Origin of the sequence: Paenibacillus aceti (assembly GCF_003614185.1) — a bacterium.
Classification (GTDB): domain Bacteria; phylum Bacillota; class Bacilli; order Paenibacillales; family Paenibacillaceae; genus Fontibacillus; species Fontibacillus aceti.
Genome location: NZ_KZ987724.1, coordinates 1321699 through 1336980, shown reverse-complemented (window position 1 = coordinate 1336980; position 15282 = coordinate 1321699). Strand labels below are relative to the sequence as shown.

The window sequence follows — 15282 nt, the reverse complement described above, 5'->3', positions numbered from 1 at the left end:
TAGGTAATATATCCGATGATGTATATTCGTCTTTTACTATATGCTAGAGGCAAACAGAGAAAGGTAGGTTAATAGGATGATTGAGATTAATATGAGTGGTAAAGTAGCTATTGTAACTGGTTCTGCAAGCGGTCTTGGGAAAGCTATTGCTCTGCGATTTGCCCAAGCAGGAGCAGATGTGGTTGTCGCTGACATTAACATAGAAAAGGCTAAACAAACGGCTGAGGAGATTAAGAACTTGGGCTGTAATTCAATTGCGTTCCAGATTGACACCCGGGATTCAGAATCCTTCAGTAAGCTTATCGAAACAACAACGAGTGAGTTGGGTAAACTTGATTTCATGATCAATAACGCAGGGATTGGTATCATGAAACCGATCCATGAGTTCTCTACCAATGAGATAGATCTTGTAGTTGACATTGACTTAAAAGGTACTATTCATGGCTGTAAGGCAGCTCTTGCTTATATGATACCTCGTAAATCGGGGAAAATTGTGAATCTCTCTTCCATAGCTGCCAAAATGGCCACTCCAGCTTCAAGTATTTATGCTTCTGCAAAGGCCGGTGTAATGGCTCTTACTGCCGCTTTAGCTAGAGAAGCTGCAGACTCGAATATTAATATTAATGCAATTTTGCCTGGCGTTGTTAGAACCGAGATGTGGGAGAAACAGCTTAACGAAATGGCTGGAGAGAATAACGAAGAGGAAAAAGCGAAGATATTTGCCAGTTTTACCGACATGATTCCATTAAAGCGCCCACAAGAACCAGAAGATATTGCAAACATGGCTGTTTTCTTATGTAGTGATCTTGCTAATAATATTACTGCACAGTCATTTGCTGTTGATGGTGGCGCTACTATTTAAGTTTAAATACACACTTATTTTTATAAAAAGCCGGGGACGATTATGCGTCCTCGGCTTTTGCTGTGTGCTTTATGCGGCATTCGCAAATATTCGATTCAAGGTTCGGCCTACGCCCCCATCCGCGATGATAAATTCCTGCTAAAATGCAGGAATTTCTACTACCCTGCGCCCTAAAATGTAAATTCCTGCGATAATGCAGGCTTTTGCGCCAGATCAGCTCGTTTCTAAAGAAAACGGTAAAAAAGCCTGCAGATTTGCAGGAATTCGTGCAGAAAAGGGGATTCCGTATGAAAAGCCTGCACTTTTGCAGGTTTGGAGGTTGGCTAAGGTTTTCCGGAGGTTTGCAAGGTTATGATACAAAGCTTCGAATACAAAGTTCCGGCACAAAGTTGTGGCGTGGCAACGACTCGCCCTATGTAGCAACTAACTCTATTACTGACTCTATCCGTGGAACGAACCTTGTTACGAACTGTCTTGGCGGTAAGGCGACAGCGATCGCCTAGGCGTCTGTGTGACGCTTGGGCCATGTTTGACCGACTAATCCGCAGTCACGCAGCCTCAGCGAAGCACTGCAACGCTAGAAGCTTGTACGCAGCGGCCCGGCATCGCCCAGGCGATTCTAAGCGGTGTGTAGCAGCTATAGGCTTACACCCCCTCCCCACCTCAAACAAAAGCCAGATACCCCCACAAGATATCTGGCTTCTAATCACTTATTATAGAATTGGCATAATTAGCTATTGTAAGCGCTTTATATCCATGGGATTTCTAAATGACCGTATTTGTAATTAGTCGGTCTTCTTCGGATTGGAATTCTTCATGCGACTGAACATTAGCTCATAGCTATCATTGCCGTGATACAAAGAACGCTTCACACGCGAGATGGTGGCTGTACTCGCCCCTGCTTCAGTTTCGATCTTATTGTACGTATTATTGTTATACAGCATCTTGGCTACTTGGAAACGCTGAATTAACGTTTTAATTTCATTTACAGTACATAAATCATCAAAAAAAGAATAGCACTCTTCTTTGGTTTCCAAGGTTAGAATACCTTCCATAAATTCGTCCAATGCTTTTCCTTTTAATTCATTAATTAGCATTAATGTCCCTCCTTGAGTCATGGCAAGTTCCTGATTTATGTATAACACAATAAAACAATAATTTTTACTTGGAATTATTACCATTCGACTTTTTTTACCATTATACATTATACACGTTTAACAGAAAAAAAGTTGGCAGCATACCAACTTTTTTCATTTTAACACAATCTATGCTTGTATATCGTGATGTATTAAGAGGATTTTGCCGATTTTTTGCCTACAAATCCGAACAAAATATTCAAGATTGGCGCTGCGATACAGAAAACGGCGAACGGTAGATAATCCAATGTCGAAACGCCCAGGGTGCCTGTGATGAACACGCCGCTTACGCCCCATGGGATCAAGGCATTCACTGCTGCGCCTCCGTTAGCGAGGATTCTCGACATTTCCTTACGATCTAATTGGATCGCATCGTATTGTGCCTTGAACGCTTCACCCGGCAGAATAATCGATAAGTATTGCTCGCCTAGCAGCAAGTTAACTCCCATTGCACTGAGGCCTGTCATTAAGATCAGTTTGCCCTTTGTACTTACGAAGGAAGTGATCCGCGAGATAATCGTCTTGATGATATTCATCTCGACAAGCAAACCGCCCAGAGCGAGTGCCAGGAGAATCAAGGATACCGACCACATCATGCTCTGTATACCGCCACGCGTAAGCAGCTTATCTACACTCTCTACTCCAGTGTTAGCTACATAACCATTCTGCATCAGCGCCGAAATGTCCGATAGGCTGGTATGCGGATGATAAATATAAATAACACCGATCGTGAAGACGATACTTAACAGCAACGTCGGAATTGCAGGTACCTTACGCCATGCGCACAGGAATAGCACTAGAACTGGTATTAAGGTAACGATCGAAATAGGAAATGATGTACTTAATGTATTAACGAGCTCATTAACTTGATCCCCTGTCGTTAATACATTAGCATGTCCCATAACCGCAAAGAAGATCACTGTGATCAGAAAAGCAGGTATGACGACACGCATCATATAACGGATATGTTCAAATAGATCGACCTCGGCAATGGCAGACGCCAGATTGGTTGTGTCAGATAATGGAGAGATATTGTTGCCCAAGAAGGCACCTGAAATGATGGCGCCAGTCGTAATTGCAGGATCATAGCCCATAATTTGCCCCATGCCGAAGAATGCGATACCTACGGTTGAGATCGTCGTGAACGAGCTGCCTACAGTAACCCCTACGACTGCGCAAATAACAAATACGGAAGGCAAAAAGTATTTAGCGGATAATATTTTGAAGCCATATATCATGATGGTCTGAATGGTTCCTGCGGAGATCCAGACGCTGATCAATGCTCCGATGAGCATAAAGATGAGAATAGGTATAAGCCCGGGACTAATCCCGTTGGAAATTCCTTTATGGATACGATCCCAGGAAGCCCCTTTAATTTTCGCGAAGATGATAATAACGCCCAGAGATATCAAAATCGGAATTTGTGGATCCATCCCGAGACCAATAATGCATGCTCCAATAATCGCTAACAGAACGACTAACAGAAACAGGCTTTCTTTTAGTGTAACCTCTTTGTTCATAAGCCTGAACTCCTTATCAAGTTATGATTGAACATTTGTTGTAAACGGAGTAATTTAGTGATTCGATTTATAGATTGACCAAATAAGCTCTAATTATTCAATACGCCCTTCGGCCTTATTAAATGCCCCATGCCAAACTGGCCCTACATAGCGATTAAAGGCAAATCCGCCATGAATAGCCGCTGTTGTAAATTCCTTGGCTTTGGATACCGCAGCTTTAACCGGCATTCCCTTAGCTAAACCAGCTGCGATGGCTGCTGCGAAGGTACACCCTGCCCCATGATTATGGTTTGTTTCCAGTTTGTCAGCTTCATACAGCGTAAATTCATTACCGTCATACAGTAGATCAACGGCTTTCTCAGCTTCTAGGGTCTTGCCGCCTTTGATAACGACATTCTTAACGCCCAGATCGAAGATCTGCCGCGCAGCTTCCTTCATATCGTCGATGGTTTTTACCTTGGACATTCCGGCCAGTTGACCAGCTTCGAACAGATTAGGCGTAGTGATGGTTGCTCTAGGCAGCAGTAATTCACGGATGGCATGTCCATTCTCAGGTTGAACGACTTCGTCCTCCCCTTTGCATACCATGACCGGGTCAATGACGATGTTAGCGATATCATTCTCATCAATAATTTTGCTTAACAGCTCAATTACTTCAACGGAACCGAGCATCCCAGTCTTCAACGCATCAAGCTTGCCACCGGATAATACGGTCTTGATCTGTCTGTGAACCAGTTCTGGATCGATCGGCGTTACGTCGTGATGCCAATTGTTATCGGGGTCCATCGTTACAATGGAGGTAATACTGCAGAATCCAAAGGTTCCATATTCCTGGAATGTCTTCAGATCGGCCTCAAGCCCTGCCCCTCCGCTTGAATCTGAGCCTGCAACTGTAAGCACTTTTCTTATGTTCGACATGTTCAAAAACCACCCCTTATTATGGATAAAGAGGAATGCGTAACAACCCTGGTAAGGTTGTTACGCATTTCCTATTTGTGATAATTACATTTCGTACATGTAGATTTGTTCGAGCTTGTCTTGCATTGCTTTCTCGATCTTAGCTGCATAATCTTCAAATGTTGCTTCATCATGAGCATAAGGAGACAATGCGCAAGCACGAAGGATAGTAACCTTACCTGCACGATCCCATTCTGCCTCAGTGAATCCAAGGCTCTTCACGAATTCCAATGGGCTGTTGCCATAGTCTGGAATAGCGAAGTCAGTATGGGAAGTGATGAATTCATTGCTATACAAACCGCCCTTAACATAGGAAGCATAGTCGAAGAAGTCATGGTTCAATTTGTTCATTTTCACCAAGTCAGTGTTGCCTTCTTCATTAAATACATAGTCAACCATGTTGAAGTCTGGTTTAGTCAATGGATGAAGTACGATAGTCTTGCCATTAACATTAAATTTCTTGTCTTTCAAGAAGTTGTAGAAGCGATATGCACCTTCGATGCTGGCACCCATTAGTTTACCATAACCAGTTACGTTCAGTGGTAATACTTTATGAGCTGTCCATACAGCGGCTGCAGTTGCACCGGCTTTGGAACCTTCAAGGATATAAGCACCAAGCAATGCAGGAATGTCAGCGCCTTTTTCAAATACATAAGTTGCGAAGTAAGAGATCGCTTCACGCATTCTGATGTCGCGGATTGCAATCGCGCCAGCAGAGTAAGGGATATAACCCATTTTGTGAGGGTCGATCGTTACAGATTCAACTTCACTGAATGCTTTGAAGGCATTGTAGATGTCTTCAGTCAGCCATTCATCCTTCAATTTCATATCGGTAAAGATATGGTGTTTCTTGTATACTTCATCGATCTTATCATAATCGATAAATTGATCATTTTCATCCAGGAAAATCGAGCGTGCGTAACCGCCATAAGCAGCATCAATGTGAATATAGAAGTAAATGCCTTCTTTAGCCAGTTTTTTACGAAGTTCGACAATCTTGTCGATATGGTCGATTTGACCTTCTTCTGTACTACCGACAACGCCGACAACGCCGAGTACCGGAATTTTCTCTGCAGCCAATTCACGGATACGTTGTTCCAGTTTAGTGATGTCCATGCGATATTCACTGTCTACATCGATTGCTTCTACTTGGTCAAGACCAATACCGATGATATCGCCAGCTTTTGGCCAGGAATAGTGCTTCGTTTGTGGGAAGAGCCATTTACCTAGCTTTTGCAGGTTTTTACCGCTACGAGCGGATACGGCTTTAATATCATCCATTTTATCAGGAACCTTTTGAACGATATCCATGATTTCTTCAGTGGACATATTCAGCAATTCCCATTCGGATTTGCCTTCAACCATTTCAGGAACAACTTCCTTGAATGCGAGTGGCAAGGATTTGATGTTACGTGCATACCACAAGCCTTCCAGGTTAGCGATGGAACCGTCAGCACAGATATGGCCCCAGCTTTCGCCTGGTTTGTAGCTCATCATTTTAGCCAATTCATGTCCAACTTCTTCTTCCATTTCAGATGTACCTGGGGAAGATTCGTAAGCCACGTTATTACCGTTCCAGAGCATTGCTGCTGAATAAGCGATAATGGCAGGCATCAAGGTTTCGGAGTTCATATGACCCCAGAAACGTCCAGCTGTATGCCATGGCAGCGATTTAGAGCGAAGTTTCGAAGATAATACATTGAATACGCTGCGCATATGGTCTGCAGTATCTTGAAAGCTCTTTGAACTTTTATCGAAAGGTGTGATAACCGGCAAGTCTTGAGGTTGGTAATTTTGACGCCAGCCTACATGCTCGTCAACCATTTTCAATAAGATGTCCTTGAACAAATCAACGTTTTCGCCTTTGTCGCCAAGGAACAATGCTTTGAGGTTAATTTCAGGAATTTGATAGTTCATGTTGTTACCTCCGTGATTAGAATTTTTATGAAAAAAGGATTAATGAGTATTGCAATTACATAAATGCTGAATTAATCACTTTTTTTCCAGCTAGGTTTTTTGAACTTATATATAATCAGGGCAACGCCAACCATGACTACTGTCGCAACGATTTGGTAAATGACGTATGCTGTGGAGAAGCTTGCTGGCAAAATGGATGGTGGAATCAAGCTGACCATGATGGTAATTAGAACACTGACTATCGACAGGATAGCAACGAACCACATTAAGCCATTACTCTTGCCAAGACGGAATGGTCTATCCATATTGGGCTCTTTATAACGCAGACGCACAGCAGAAATCGCAATCAAGGCATATACGATACAGTAAAGAATTGTAGTTGTGATGGTGATTACCAAGAATGCACTGTTTACGTCAGGCACTACGATATACATAACCGAGACCAAGGAAATAACAATCGCTTGAATCAATACGAAAGTGATTGGAATCCCTTTGCTATTTCTCTTTTGGAAGAATGGTGGCAAGTTGCCTTCATCTGCAACTTTAATCATTGATTTACTTGGTCCAAGTACCCAGGCACTAAGCTGTACCAAGACACCGATCAAGATCATCGCAGAGATGATGTTAACGAAAATAGATGGAATGCCTAGATCTTGACAGAAGATCATATATGGCTGAGTAATGTTGGAAAGTTCCATTTTACCCATAGGTACTGCGTTAGAAACTGTCAAACCAGCAATCAAGTTGAAGATAACCAACAGGATTACAGAGGCAATTACCGCAATTGGGTAGTTGCGTTTTGGATTTTCAATGTTATTCGCATGCACTGAGGAAATCTCGACACCGGCAAAGATGAAGATGATCCCTGACAGGTAAGCTAGACTCCCCAGATCACTAAGGTTAGGCAACAGATCGCCAGCCTTGAAGTTAGCCAAGTAGCCGCTTGGGTTAATACCGTTCTTGATCATATAAGCAAGACCGAGAACAACCAGAACTACGAAAGGAATGTAAACCCCGATAATCGAACCCCAGTTACCGGCGATTTTAACCATATCGAATTTCAGGTTAAGGAGTGTAACTCCCCAGTAAGAAATCAGAATTACTGCAAAAATGAATACGTTATTCGATGATAAATGTGGAGCGTTAATGACATATCCAAACAGTACACCTACAGTTGAAGCAACCATAACCATACCGAAGAACATTTGTACCCATAGGAGCCATGAGGTAACAAAACCCCATCTTTCTCCGATTGCTTTTTTAACCCAGACTTGTGGTCCGCCTTCTTCAGGGAATCCTGTTGACAGTTCTGCCGACATCAATGCGATCGGAAGTGCAAATAAGATCGCTGCAACCAGCATGTAGAAAATTTGTGTCCAACCGGTGATAGCGAGCGTCGGTACACTACGTACTGTACCGAAGAAGGCCATCGTAATCCCAATCAACCCGAACAGGGTTAATTTTTTTGAATTGGCCATAAAGTCTCCCTTCTTTCTCTCTTTAATCTTGACTTCCTGATGCATCCAAATATGAATAATTGATGTATTACAAATATCTGGATGTATCTAGAAGTTTTGGTGCAAGGAAATTTTATGAATTCGTTAATCGATTAACTTTCTTCGTCAATATACGCCTAATTTTTTGTTGTGTCAATTCGGTTCAAATCCTTGTCACATAAGGATTTATAGATAATTCCCAGAATCTTATTAATAGTCACTTTAAAGGTTTTACTATTTCATAGCTAAAGGCTTTAAACCTTTTTTGCTTTTATGGATTAAAGCATTTTCAGGCAAAAGTTGTGAATAAAAATGTCATTTAATGAATAAATATTAAGAATTACAAATGAGCATTTTGCTGGATATTCTATTTTTTTTATAAGCAGCACTCCTTTTCGATTGAGAAAATTAGGCAGTACATAAGGGCTGGCTGTTGGGCTTTTTGCTTATCGTTATCATGTCTTGTGTGAAAGGAACTTATGACTGCACATTACCCCAAGTTGAGGAATATAGTGGGAGGTTGCAGATAGGTTTGTGAAAACGCATACTTATGCGGAGCACAGAATGGTTAAGTCGTTTTAAACGCGGAAAAATCCATTTTACAAAAGAAGTAATTTCAATCAATATTTCTAGTATTTGAAAAATCAATAAAAAATCGACTGGCCAAATAGCTGGAAAAAGAAAACAAAAAAACCGATTTTCAGCCGTTTGAAGAGCTAAAAATCAGTTTGATTTTTTGCGAAATTAGGATCATTTTCGTGATAAAAATCATAGTAGAGAAGATTGCTTTAGATCAAATTCCTTTTGGTTTCTAATTCCTGAATGCCAATGTCTCATTAAATTAAAAGCGCTATTGGCAAATGGATCATTTATATCATAATGATGTAAATTATATTCAATTTTTGGATGAATCCGATCTACATACTCTTTCAATAATCGGCTATATCCGATAAGCCTTCGAGATGAAATCGTATCATTGCTCTTCGTTTGTGGTCGGTCCGGTACATTATGTAAGAGAATTAGGCCTTGCTCCATGCTATCGATGATGGATGGTTGGTCACTCTTACTATTCAGTGTATTCACTTCCACCGATAAATCATATTCCGGTCTCATGTCCAGTGCCTTATGCCACAGCGTTGCCCACTCACTTAATTTAATGTAGTAACGCCCTTGGAAGTAACTCTTGATGGTTGGCAACAGGACATGAATGACCGGATTAAATCGTTCTTCTTCTATTATAATGTCGAGCATCCGGAAGTAACCAAGATTCGCTTGCTTTACCTTCTTATATTTAAAGAGTCGGTTAAATCCAACCAGCATGCTGTCGAGGACTTCATTGATATGCTCTGCAGTGACATGCTTGATTCCTAAATCGATAATCAGCCAATTCACCTTGTTAAACCGGTTCACTTCCGATATCAAACGATGATTAAAAAATGCAAGTTCAAGTGGTTTTCTCCATGTACCCAGCACTCTTAATCCCCGCCTCCATTCTTTAAGGGAAGAGAATAGCTGAAATCAGCTATTCTCCGAGTTTAACAAGGTTGTAATTCTTCTTACCCTTACGAATAATAATGAATTTGCCTTCAAAGGAGTTATCTACCGTAATATTCATTTCCGTATCCGTTACTTTCTCACCGTTCAAGGAGATCGCACCGTTCGTAATATCTTCGCGAGCTTGGCGCTTGGATGGTTCAATACCTACATCAACCAGCCAGTCCACAATATTCTTAGCTTCGTTGGAAGCATGGAATGTAGGCATTTCCTTGAAGCCTTGTTCGATTTCGTCAGCAGTCAGTGCTTTGATGTCACCGCTGAACAGTGCTTCGGTAATTTTCTTGGCTTGAGCCAGTGCTTCTTCGCTATGAACGAATCGGGTCATTTCTTCAGCAAGTACACGCTGTGCTTCACGTTTATGCGGCTCAGTCTTTACCTTCTCTTCAAGTGCTTCGATCTCTTCCTTAGACAAGAAGGTGAAGAATTTCAGGTATTTGATAACATCCCGGTCATCTTGGTTGGCCCAGAACTGGAAGAACTCGAATGGAGTTGTCTTCTTCGGATCAAGCCAGATAGCTCCGCCCGCTGTTTTACCAAATTTCGTACCGTCTGCTTTAAGCATCAGAGGAATCGTCAAGCCGAAGGCTTGGGCGTCTGGTCCTTCCTTCTTACGGATCAAGTCAAGACCACTTGTAATATTACCCCATTGATCGGCACCACCGATTTGCAGCTGCACATCCTGATTCTTGAACAGATGCAGGAAGTCGATGGATTGAAGGATCTGGTACGAGAACTCGGTGAATGAGATCCCCGAATCGAGGCGGCTAGCCACGATATCCTTCGCCAGCATTGTATTTACACTAAAGTTTTTACCGAAGTCACGAAGGAAATCCAGAATAGTAATATCTTTCATCCAATCGTGGTTGTTCACCATGCGAAGTCCAGTGTTACCTTCATTAAGGAACAGTTTCTTCATTTGTGCCGTCAGTGCGTCTACGTTCTTCTGTACTTGCTCCATCGTCTGCAGTGTACGCTCTGAAGTGCGTCCGCTTGGATCTCCGATCGTACCGGTTGCTCCGCCAATGAGGATGACTGGACGGTGGCCCGCCATCTGGAATCTCTTCAGCATCATAAACGGAATCAAGTGCCCTATATGCATACTGTCACCGGTAGGATCAACACCGCAGTACAATGAAATCGACTTCTCACTTGTTAACTTACGTAAACCTTCAGCATCAGTCTGTTGGTTAATTGCTCCGCGCCATTCCAATTCATCGATAATGTTCATCATTGTAGTTCATCTCCCTGGTGAATTTTTAATTAGATAATAAAAAAATCGTCTCCTTGTCTATTTTAGACATAGGGACGATTTATTAACCGTGTTACCACCCAAATTGCATCAATGGCGCTGCAGTTCACCATTAATACCACTCTTAGCAATGATATCGATTGCCAGTCCGCTTAGCGTTACCTAAGTTACTCCGGAGTGTAATTCGCAGTAGTTTGTATGACCAGGTCGCATCAACCCCTGGCTTTCTGAGCAGTGACAAACTTGCTACTTCGCTCTTTCATCGTGCATCCAATATTAGATTACAGCAATCATAGTGCTAATAAATTTCTTTGTCAACATCTTTTTTCTGTACTTTTTCATGGAATAATTCCCCTGATCGAGCTAGCCATTTTTATTATTTGTAAAATAAATCGTGAGTAATCAGCCATTTTTTGACGTTCTTAAAGTGCAGTTTGGACCATACTAGAATACAGCGCTATACATAATTAAATTTTAATAATTAATATTATTAATCAACTTGAGGATTCATCACTTCTATATATATGATTCCCTATCCTGACTTAATAGATTAGCGGCTCTATTAATAAAAATGCGTATTTTAGTAAGTTTATTGATAGGCGCATTAAAGCGAAGCAGTCGAATTCCAGGTAAAATAACAAGTTCATTTATCCAGGATTTTAAAGTGAAAAGGGGCACGAATATCAATGGGTCACGGGAAGAAAATGGTAGTAAATTGTTGATCCGGAGCTTACAAATCGAAAGGGTATCAAAAGCGGAAGATGCATATTTTGCTGAATTCTGCTCAAGCTATAATAACCCAAACCAGCCAAATGTTGAATTTGATCGCTATGGAGTGAGCTGCCAGTGAATAAATCGAGTGGGAAGATTAACGTTATACAGATCTTTATGATCATTATGCTCTTCAATGGATTGCTCAGTCATGTTATCGTTAACCCGATTCTGCTCGATGCGTCCCATAGGGATGCTTGGATATCCGTTCTACTTACAGCCGTCCTGTTCATTCCTTGGTCGGTTTTGATCGTCTATATTATGAAAAAATCGGACAGACAGCCGCTTCAGCAATGGCTTGCCCAACAAACCAGTCCCCTGCTGTCCTGGATCATGCTAATCCCTGTTGTCATTCTACTGTTCATTATTGGAAATATGACCATTACGCAAACGACGGTCTGGACTGTCTCCAATTATTTGCCGGCTACGCCGCAAAATCTGATTATCTTTGCTCTGCTGCTCGTCTGCCATTATTCCGCCATGCATGGGATGACCGCTATTGCCATCGGCTCAGGAATTTTACTTCCGGCAGTTCTAACTCTTGGTTATTTCGTATCGATCTCCAATATGCCAGAGAAGGATTGGCTACTGCTCTTGCCAATATTAGAGCATGGTATGGGACCCGTGGTGAACGGAATGGTCTATGTCGGCGGCGCATTTGCTGAATTATTCCTGATCCTGCTGTTTCAGCACCATTTGAAGAAGACGATGCGTCCATGGCATATTATTTTGCTCTCCCTCCTGCTTGTGTATATCTCCCTTGGTCCGCTAATCGGTGCGATTACTGAGTTCGGGCCGGAGGAATCGGCCAAGCAGATGGTATCTCCCTATGAGCAATGGCGGCTAGTGAAGCTGGGGAATTATGTGGAGCATGTTGATTTCTTATCCGTATTCCAGTGGCTGGCAGGCGCTACGATACGTATTAGTCTTGCTCAGTTTATGATTGCCGAATTATTTGCCTACCAGAACCCCCGGCTGCGCAAATGGATTATTAGGCTGATATCGACCATTTACCTGATTCTGGCGATTGCCTTGAAGCAATACAATACATTCTATTTAGGCCTGTTCAAGCTAGTTCTCGTTGCAACCTTGATCCTCTCTGTCGTCTTAACCACCTGTTGGGCCCTGATCGCCTGGTTCTCTAAACCTGCTGCCAAGGAGGAGAAGACAACATGAAAAATGCACAAGCCAGCCCAGCTTCTGTCTGGACCAAGTCCATGCTGACTGATTTATTCAAGAAATCATCGGATGTAAGTCTTCAGACCTTTCAATTCCGGGGTCAAAATATAGCTTATGATATAATGCTGGTCTATTCTCCAGGCCTATGCGACAGTGCGCAGATTGTGAATAGTGTTCTTCCCGAGCTGGATCGCATGTATCGGCATGATCAATTTCAGGGGCTGCTGCTTGATGGTGCGGTAGGTGCGCTGCCGCTGATTTCCTTTCCACGAGAAATTGAAAAGGAGGAAATCGTAGATACGGTCTTTGAAGGGAGCCTACTCATCACCTTTACAGACACGAATCATCTGTTCCGTCTGAACATCAGCAATCGACCGGAGAGATCCCCCGAGGAATCGAGTACAGAAATTTCCATTAAAGGTCCCAAAGACGGGTTTGTCGAAGCCTATTCGAAAAATATTGCCTTGATTCGTAAACGGATTCGCAGCACCTCGCTATGTTGTGAGTCCGTTATGCTGGGCAGACGTACGAGAACAAAGGTCGCATTGCTCTATATGGATATATCCTGGACCCAAATGTTCTGAACGAGGTAAGGAAACGGATTAAAAGGATCGATGTCGATGGTCTATTCAGTGTGAATCAGCTTGAGGAGGCCTTATCCGATGTGAAATATCCGATATTTCCACTGCTGGATACGACCGGACGACCAGATTATGCGGTTAATGCGCTGCTTGCCGGCAGATTCGTCATCGTTATAGACGGTAATCCGCTGACTCTGATCGGCCCTGCTACTTTTGGACTCGTTCTGAAATCGCCGGAGGATGTGCATTTTGGCTTCCAGTATGTCTCCTTCGTAAGGCTGATTCGCTTGTTCAGCTTCTGGATGTCCATCCTTTTGCCCGGCTTATGGGTTGCGCTAACTGCATTCCATCAGGATCAGATTCCTTTCCAGCTGATGGCCACGATCTCCTCTTCTCGCCAGGGTCTCCCTTTCTCCGCGCAAATGGAGATGTTCATCCTGCTCTTGCTGCTGGAAATATTCCGGGAAGCCGGGGTGCGCCTCCCGACTTCGATCGGACAGACCCTGACGGTAATCGGGGCGCTCGTCATCGGGGATGCGGCGATCCGGGCGGGGCTGGTATCCCCTTCTGTCGTTGTAGTTGGCTCGATTACTGCGGTGATGGGCGTAACCCTTGTCAATCAGACGCTAAGCTCGATTGTTAGCGTATTGAGATTTGTGATTTTCTTAATCTCGTCGTTCGTCGGGATGTATGGGCTTATTCTATCGATGCTGCTGCTCCTGTTCTATATGTCTAGAGCTAAATCCTTTGGTGTCCCATATTTAGCGCCGTTATCTCCCCCCAACTTCAAGGATATATTGAAGGGGTATCTACGCCTCCCTTGGAACAAGATGCGCAGCCGTCCCGACAGTCTGAATCCGATCGATCCAGATCATCAGGGAGAGGATGCGCAATGAGACGGAAACTGCTGCTGCTGGCTAATATCGCTCTGATGTTCGCATTAACGGCCTGCTGGAACTCCAAGGATATTCAGAATATGGCTTATGTAACGGGGATCGGATTCGATTATGAGAACGGCAAATACATTACCTATGTCCAATTGCTTAACTTCTCTAATGTGGCTAAATCAGAGACGGATTTATCGGGGAAGAATATTCCGACCTGGATCGGCAAAGGGGAAGGCACAACGGTGACACAGTCCTTCAATTCCATCTATTCGACGGCTCAGCTCAGGGTGTTCTGGGGGCATGTCAAGGCCATCGTCTTCAGCGACCGATTCCTTGAAGATGGCGAGAGATTGAAGGCATCATATGATTTCGTCAACCGCTATCGGGAGATTCGCTATAATATTCCTGTGTATGGTACCCGCGAACCGATGCGCGAGATATTCGCCATGAAATCGAATCTTAACATATCGCCGCTTCAGACCCTCATGGAATCACCGGAAATGACTTACTCGCAAAGATCATGCATCATGCCCTTATATGGCTACAAGCTGGTCGCGTTGATCAATGAACCTGCGGGCGCGCCGCTCCTCCCTTCTCTGGCGATTAATCGCCAGGCGTGGACTGAGGATCTGGAGCATCGACCGATGTTCAAAATTGATGGCGCTTATTTCTTCAAAGGCAGCACAGCCAAGGATTGGTTCTCAGAGGATGAGCTTCAAGGATACCGCTGGATGCAGAAGAAATTGCAGCGCTCGATCATTAACATCCCGAGTGATGAGCAGCCCCAGGCCGCCATAGTCCTGGAGGATCCGAGAACAGAAGCTCATCATGAGCTACGTGATGGGCAGCCTTATTATAATATCAGTATCAAATTGAACGCTTATGTCGATGAACTGCGGCAGAATCTCACGAAGAAGGAGATCGAGAATATGACCGCCCAGGTGATTCAACGGCAAATCAGGCATACCTACGACAAGGGGCTGGAGCGTGGCGTTGATATTTTCAATTTTACGGAGTGCCTATACCGTGAGAATCCGAAGAAATGGCGGGAAATGGACGAGCAGGGTGAACGCATGATTAAACCAGATTCGCTAAATACGATCCATGTCAAAGTGAACCTGCAGCATAGTGGAAAATATAAATTAAGGGTGGATTAGCTAAAATGAGAAA

10 protein-coding genes, 1 pseudogene and 1 other annotated feature are annotated in these 15282 nt (G+C 43.3%); of the genes and pseudogenes, 4 read left to right on the top strand and 7 right to left on the bottom strand.

Annotated features, from left to right (window positions below):
* The first annotated feature begins 76 nt into the window (after positions 1-76).
* Positions 77-862, top strand: coding sequence for an SDR family NAD(P)-dependent oxidoreductase (locus tag BFJ94_RS05955; RefSeq protein WP_120461835.1), 786 nt, complete (start codon positions 77-79; stop codon positions 860-862).
* A 785-nt stretch (positions 863-1647) separates the two neighbouring features.
* Here the strand turns inward: BFJ94_RS05955 and BFJ94_RS05950 are convergent.
* From BFJ94_RS05950 to tyrS, 7 genes are all read right to left on the bottom strand, one after another.
* Positions 1648-1959 (bottom strand): YerC/YecD family TrpR-related protein, encoded by a 312-nt coding sequence (locus BFJ94_RS05950; protein ID WP_120461834.1) that lies wholly within the window; start codon positions 1957-1959, stop codon positions 1648-1650.
* 191 nt (positions 1960-2150) lie between these two features.
* The gene (gene nhaC, locus BFJ94_RS05945) at positions 2151-3518 is read right to left on the bottom strand and encodes a Na+/H+ antiporter NhaC (protein ID WP_120461833.1); all 1368 of its coding nucleotides are present in this window, start codon (positions 3516-3518) and stop codon (positions 2151-2153) included.
* A 93-nt stretch (positions 3519-3611) separates the two neighbouring features.
* Positions 3612-4436: a bifunctional hydroxymethylpyrimidine kinase/phosphomethylpyrimidine kinase gene (gene thiD / locus BFJ94_RS05940; protein WP_120461832.1), complete on the bottom strand. Its 825-nt coding sequence runs from the start codon at positions 4434-4436 to the stop codon at positions 3612-3614.
* 84 nt (positions 4437-4520) lie between these two features.
* A complete protein-coding gene (tdc, locus tag BFJ94_RS05935; protein ID WP_120461831.1) occupies positions 4521-6392 on the bottom strand; it encodes a tyrosine decarboxylase in 1872 nt (623 codons plus the stop codon).
* A gap of 71 nt (positions 6393-6463) precedes the next feature.
* The gene (tyrP, locus tag BFJ94_RS05930; protein WP_120461830.1) at positions 6464-7870 is read right to left on the bottom strand and encodes a tyrosine-tyramine antiporter; all 1407 of its coding nucleotides are present in this window, start codon (positions 7868-7870) and stop codon (positions 6464-6466) included.
* Between the two features lie 786 nt (positions 7871-8656).
* The gene (locus BFJ94_RS05925) at positions 8657-9361 is read right to left on the bottom strand and encodes a protein rep (protein ID WP_120461829.1); all 705 of its coding nucleotides are present in this window, start codon (positions 9359-9361) and stop codon (positions 8657-8659) included.
* A 49-nt stretch (positions 9362-9410) separates the two neighbouring features.
* On the bottom strand, positions 9411-10673 hold the full coding sequence (gene tyrS / locus BFJ94_RS05920; RefSeq protein WP_120465110.1) for a tyrosine--tRNA ligase: 1263 nt from the start codon (positions 10671-10673) through the stop codon (positions 9411-9413).
* A 70-nt stretch (positions 10674-10743) separates the two neighbouring features.
* Positions 10744-10966, bottom strand: a binding site (T-box leader).
* A 574-nt stretch (positions 10967-11540) separates the two neighbouring features.
* On the opposite strand from tyrS, the gene BFJ94_RS05915 reads away from it, so the two are divergent.
* From BFJ94_RS05915 to BFJ94_RS05905, 3 genes and pseudogenes are all read left to right on the top strand, one after another.
* Positions 11541-12641, top strand: a complete 1101-nt coding sequence (locus BFJ94_RS05915; protein ID WP_120461828.1) for an endospore germination permease — start codon at positions 11541-11543, stop codon at positions 12639-12641.
* Positions 12638-14121: pseudogene (locus BFJ94_RS26190) on the top strand (spore germination protein). Before BFJ94_RS05915 ends, BFJ94_RS26190 begins: the two are co-directional and overlap by 4 nt.
* A complete protein-coding gene (locus tag BFJ94_RS05905) occupies positions 14118-15269 on the top strand; it encodes a Ger(x)C family spore germination protein (RefSeq protein WP_120461827.1) in 1152 nt (383 codons plus the stop codon). Before BFJ94_RS26190 ends, BFJ94_RS05905 begins: the two are co-directional and overlap by 4 nt.
* Positions 15270-15282: the final 13 nt, after the last annotated feature.

Excerpts from the sequence above, each read along its gene's own strand:
- BFJ94_RS05955 (WP_120461835.1), top strand. The coding sequence starts at position 77 with ATGATTGAGATTAATATGAGTGGTAAAGTAGCTATTGTAACTGGTTCT.
- BFJ94_RS05950 (WP_120461834.1), bottom strand. The coding sequence starts at position 1,959 with ATGCTAATTAATGAATTAAAAGGAAAAGCATTGGACGAATTTATGGAA.
- nhaC (WP_120461833.1), bottom strand. The coding sequence starts at position 3,518 with ATGAACAAAGAGGTTACACTAAAAGAAAGCCTGTTTCTGTTAGTCGTT.
- thiD (WP_120461832.1), bottom strand. The coding sequence starts at position 4,436 with ATGTCGAACATAAGAAAAGTGCTTACAGTTGCAGGCTCAGATTCAAGC.
- tdc (WP_120461831.1), bottom strand. The coding sequence starts at position 6,392 with ATGAACTATCAAATTCCTGAAATTAACCTCAAAGCATTGTTCCTTGGC.
- tyrP (WP_120461830.1), bottom strand. The coding sequence starts at position 7,870 with ATGGCCAATTCAAAAAAATTAACCCTGTTCGGGTTGATTGGGATTACG.
- tyrS (WP_120465110.1), bottom strand. The coding sequence starts at position 10,673 with ATGAACATTATCGATGAATTGGAATGGCGCGGAGCAATTAACCAACAG.
- BFJ94_RS05905 (WP_120461827.1), top strand. The coding sequence starts at position 14,118 with ATGAGACGGAAACTGCTGCTGCTGGCTAATATCGCTCTGATGTTCGCA.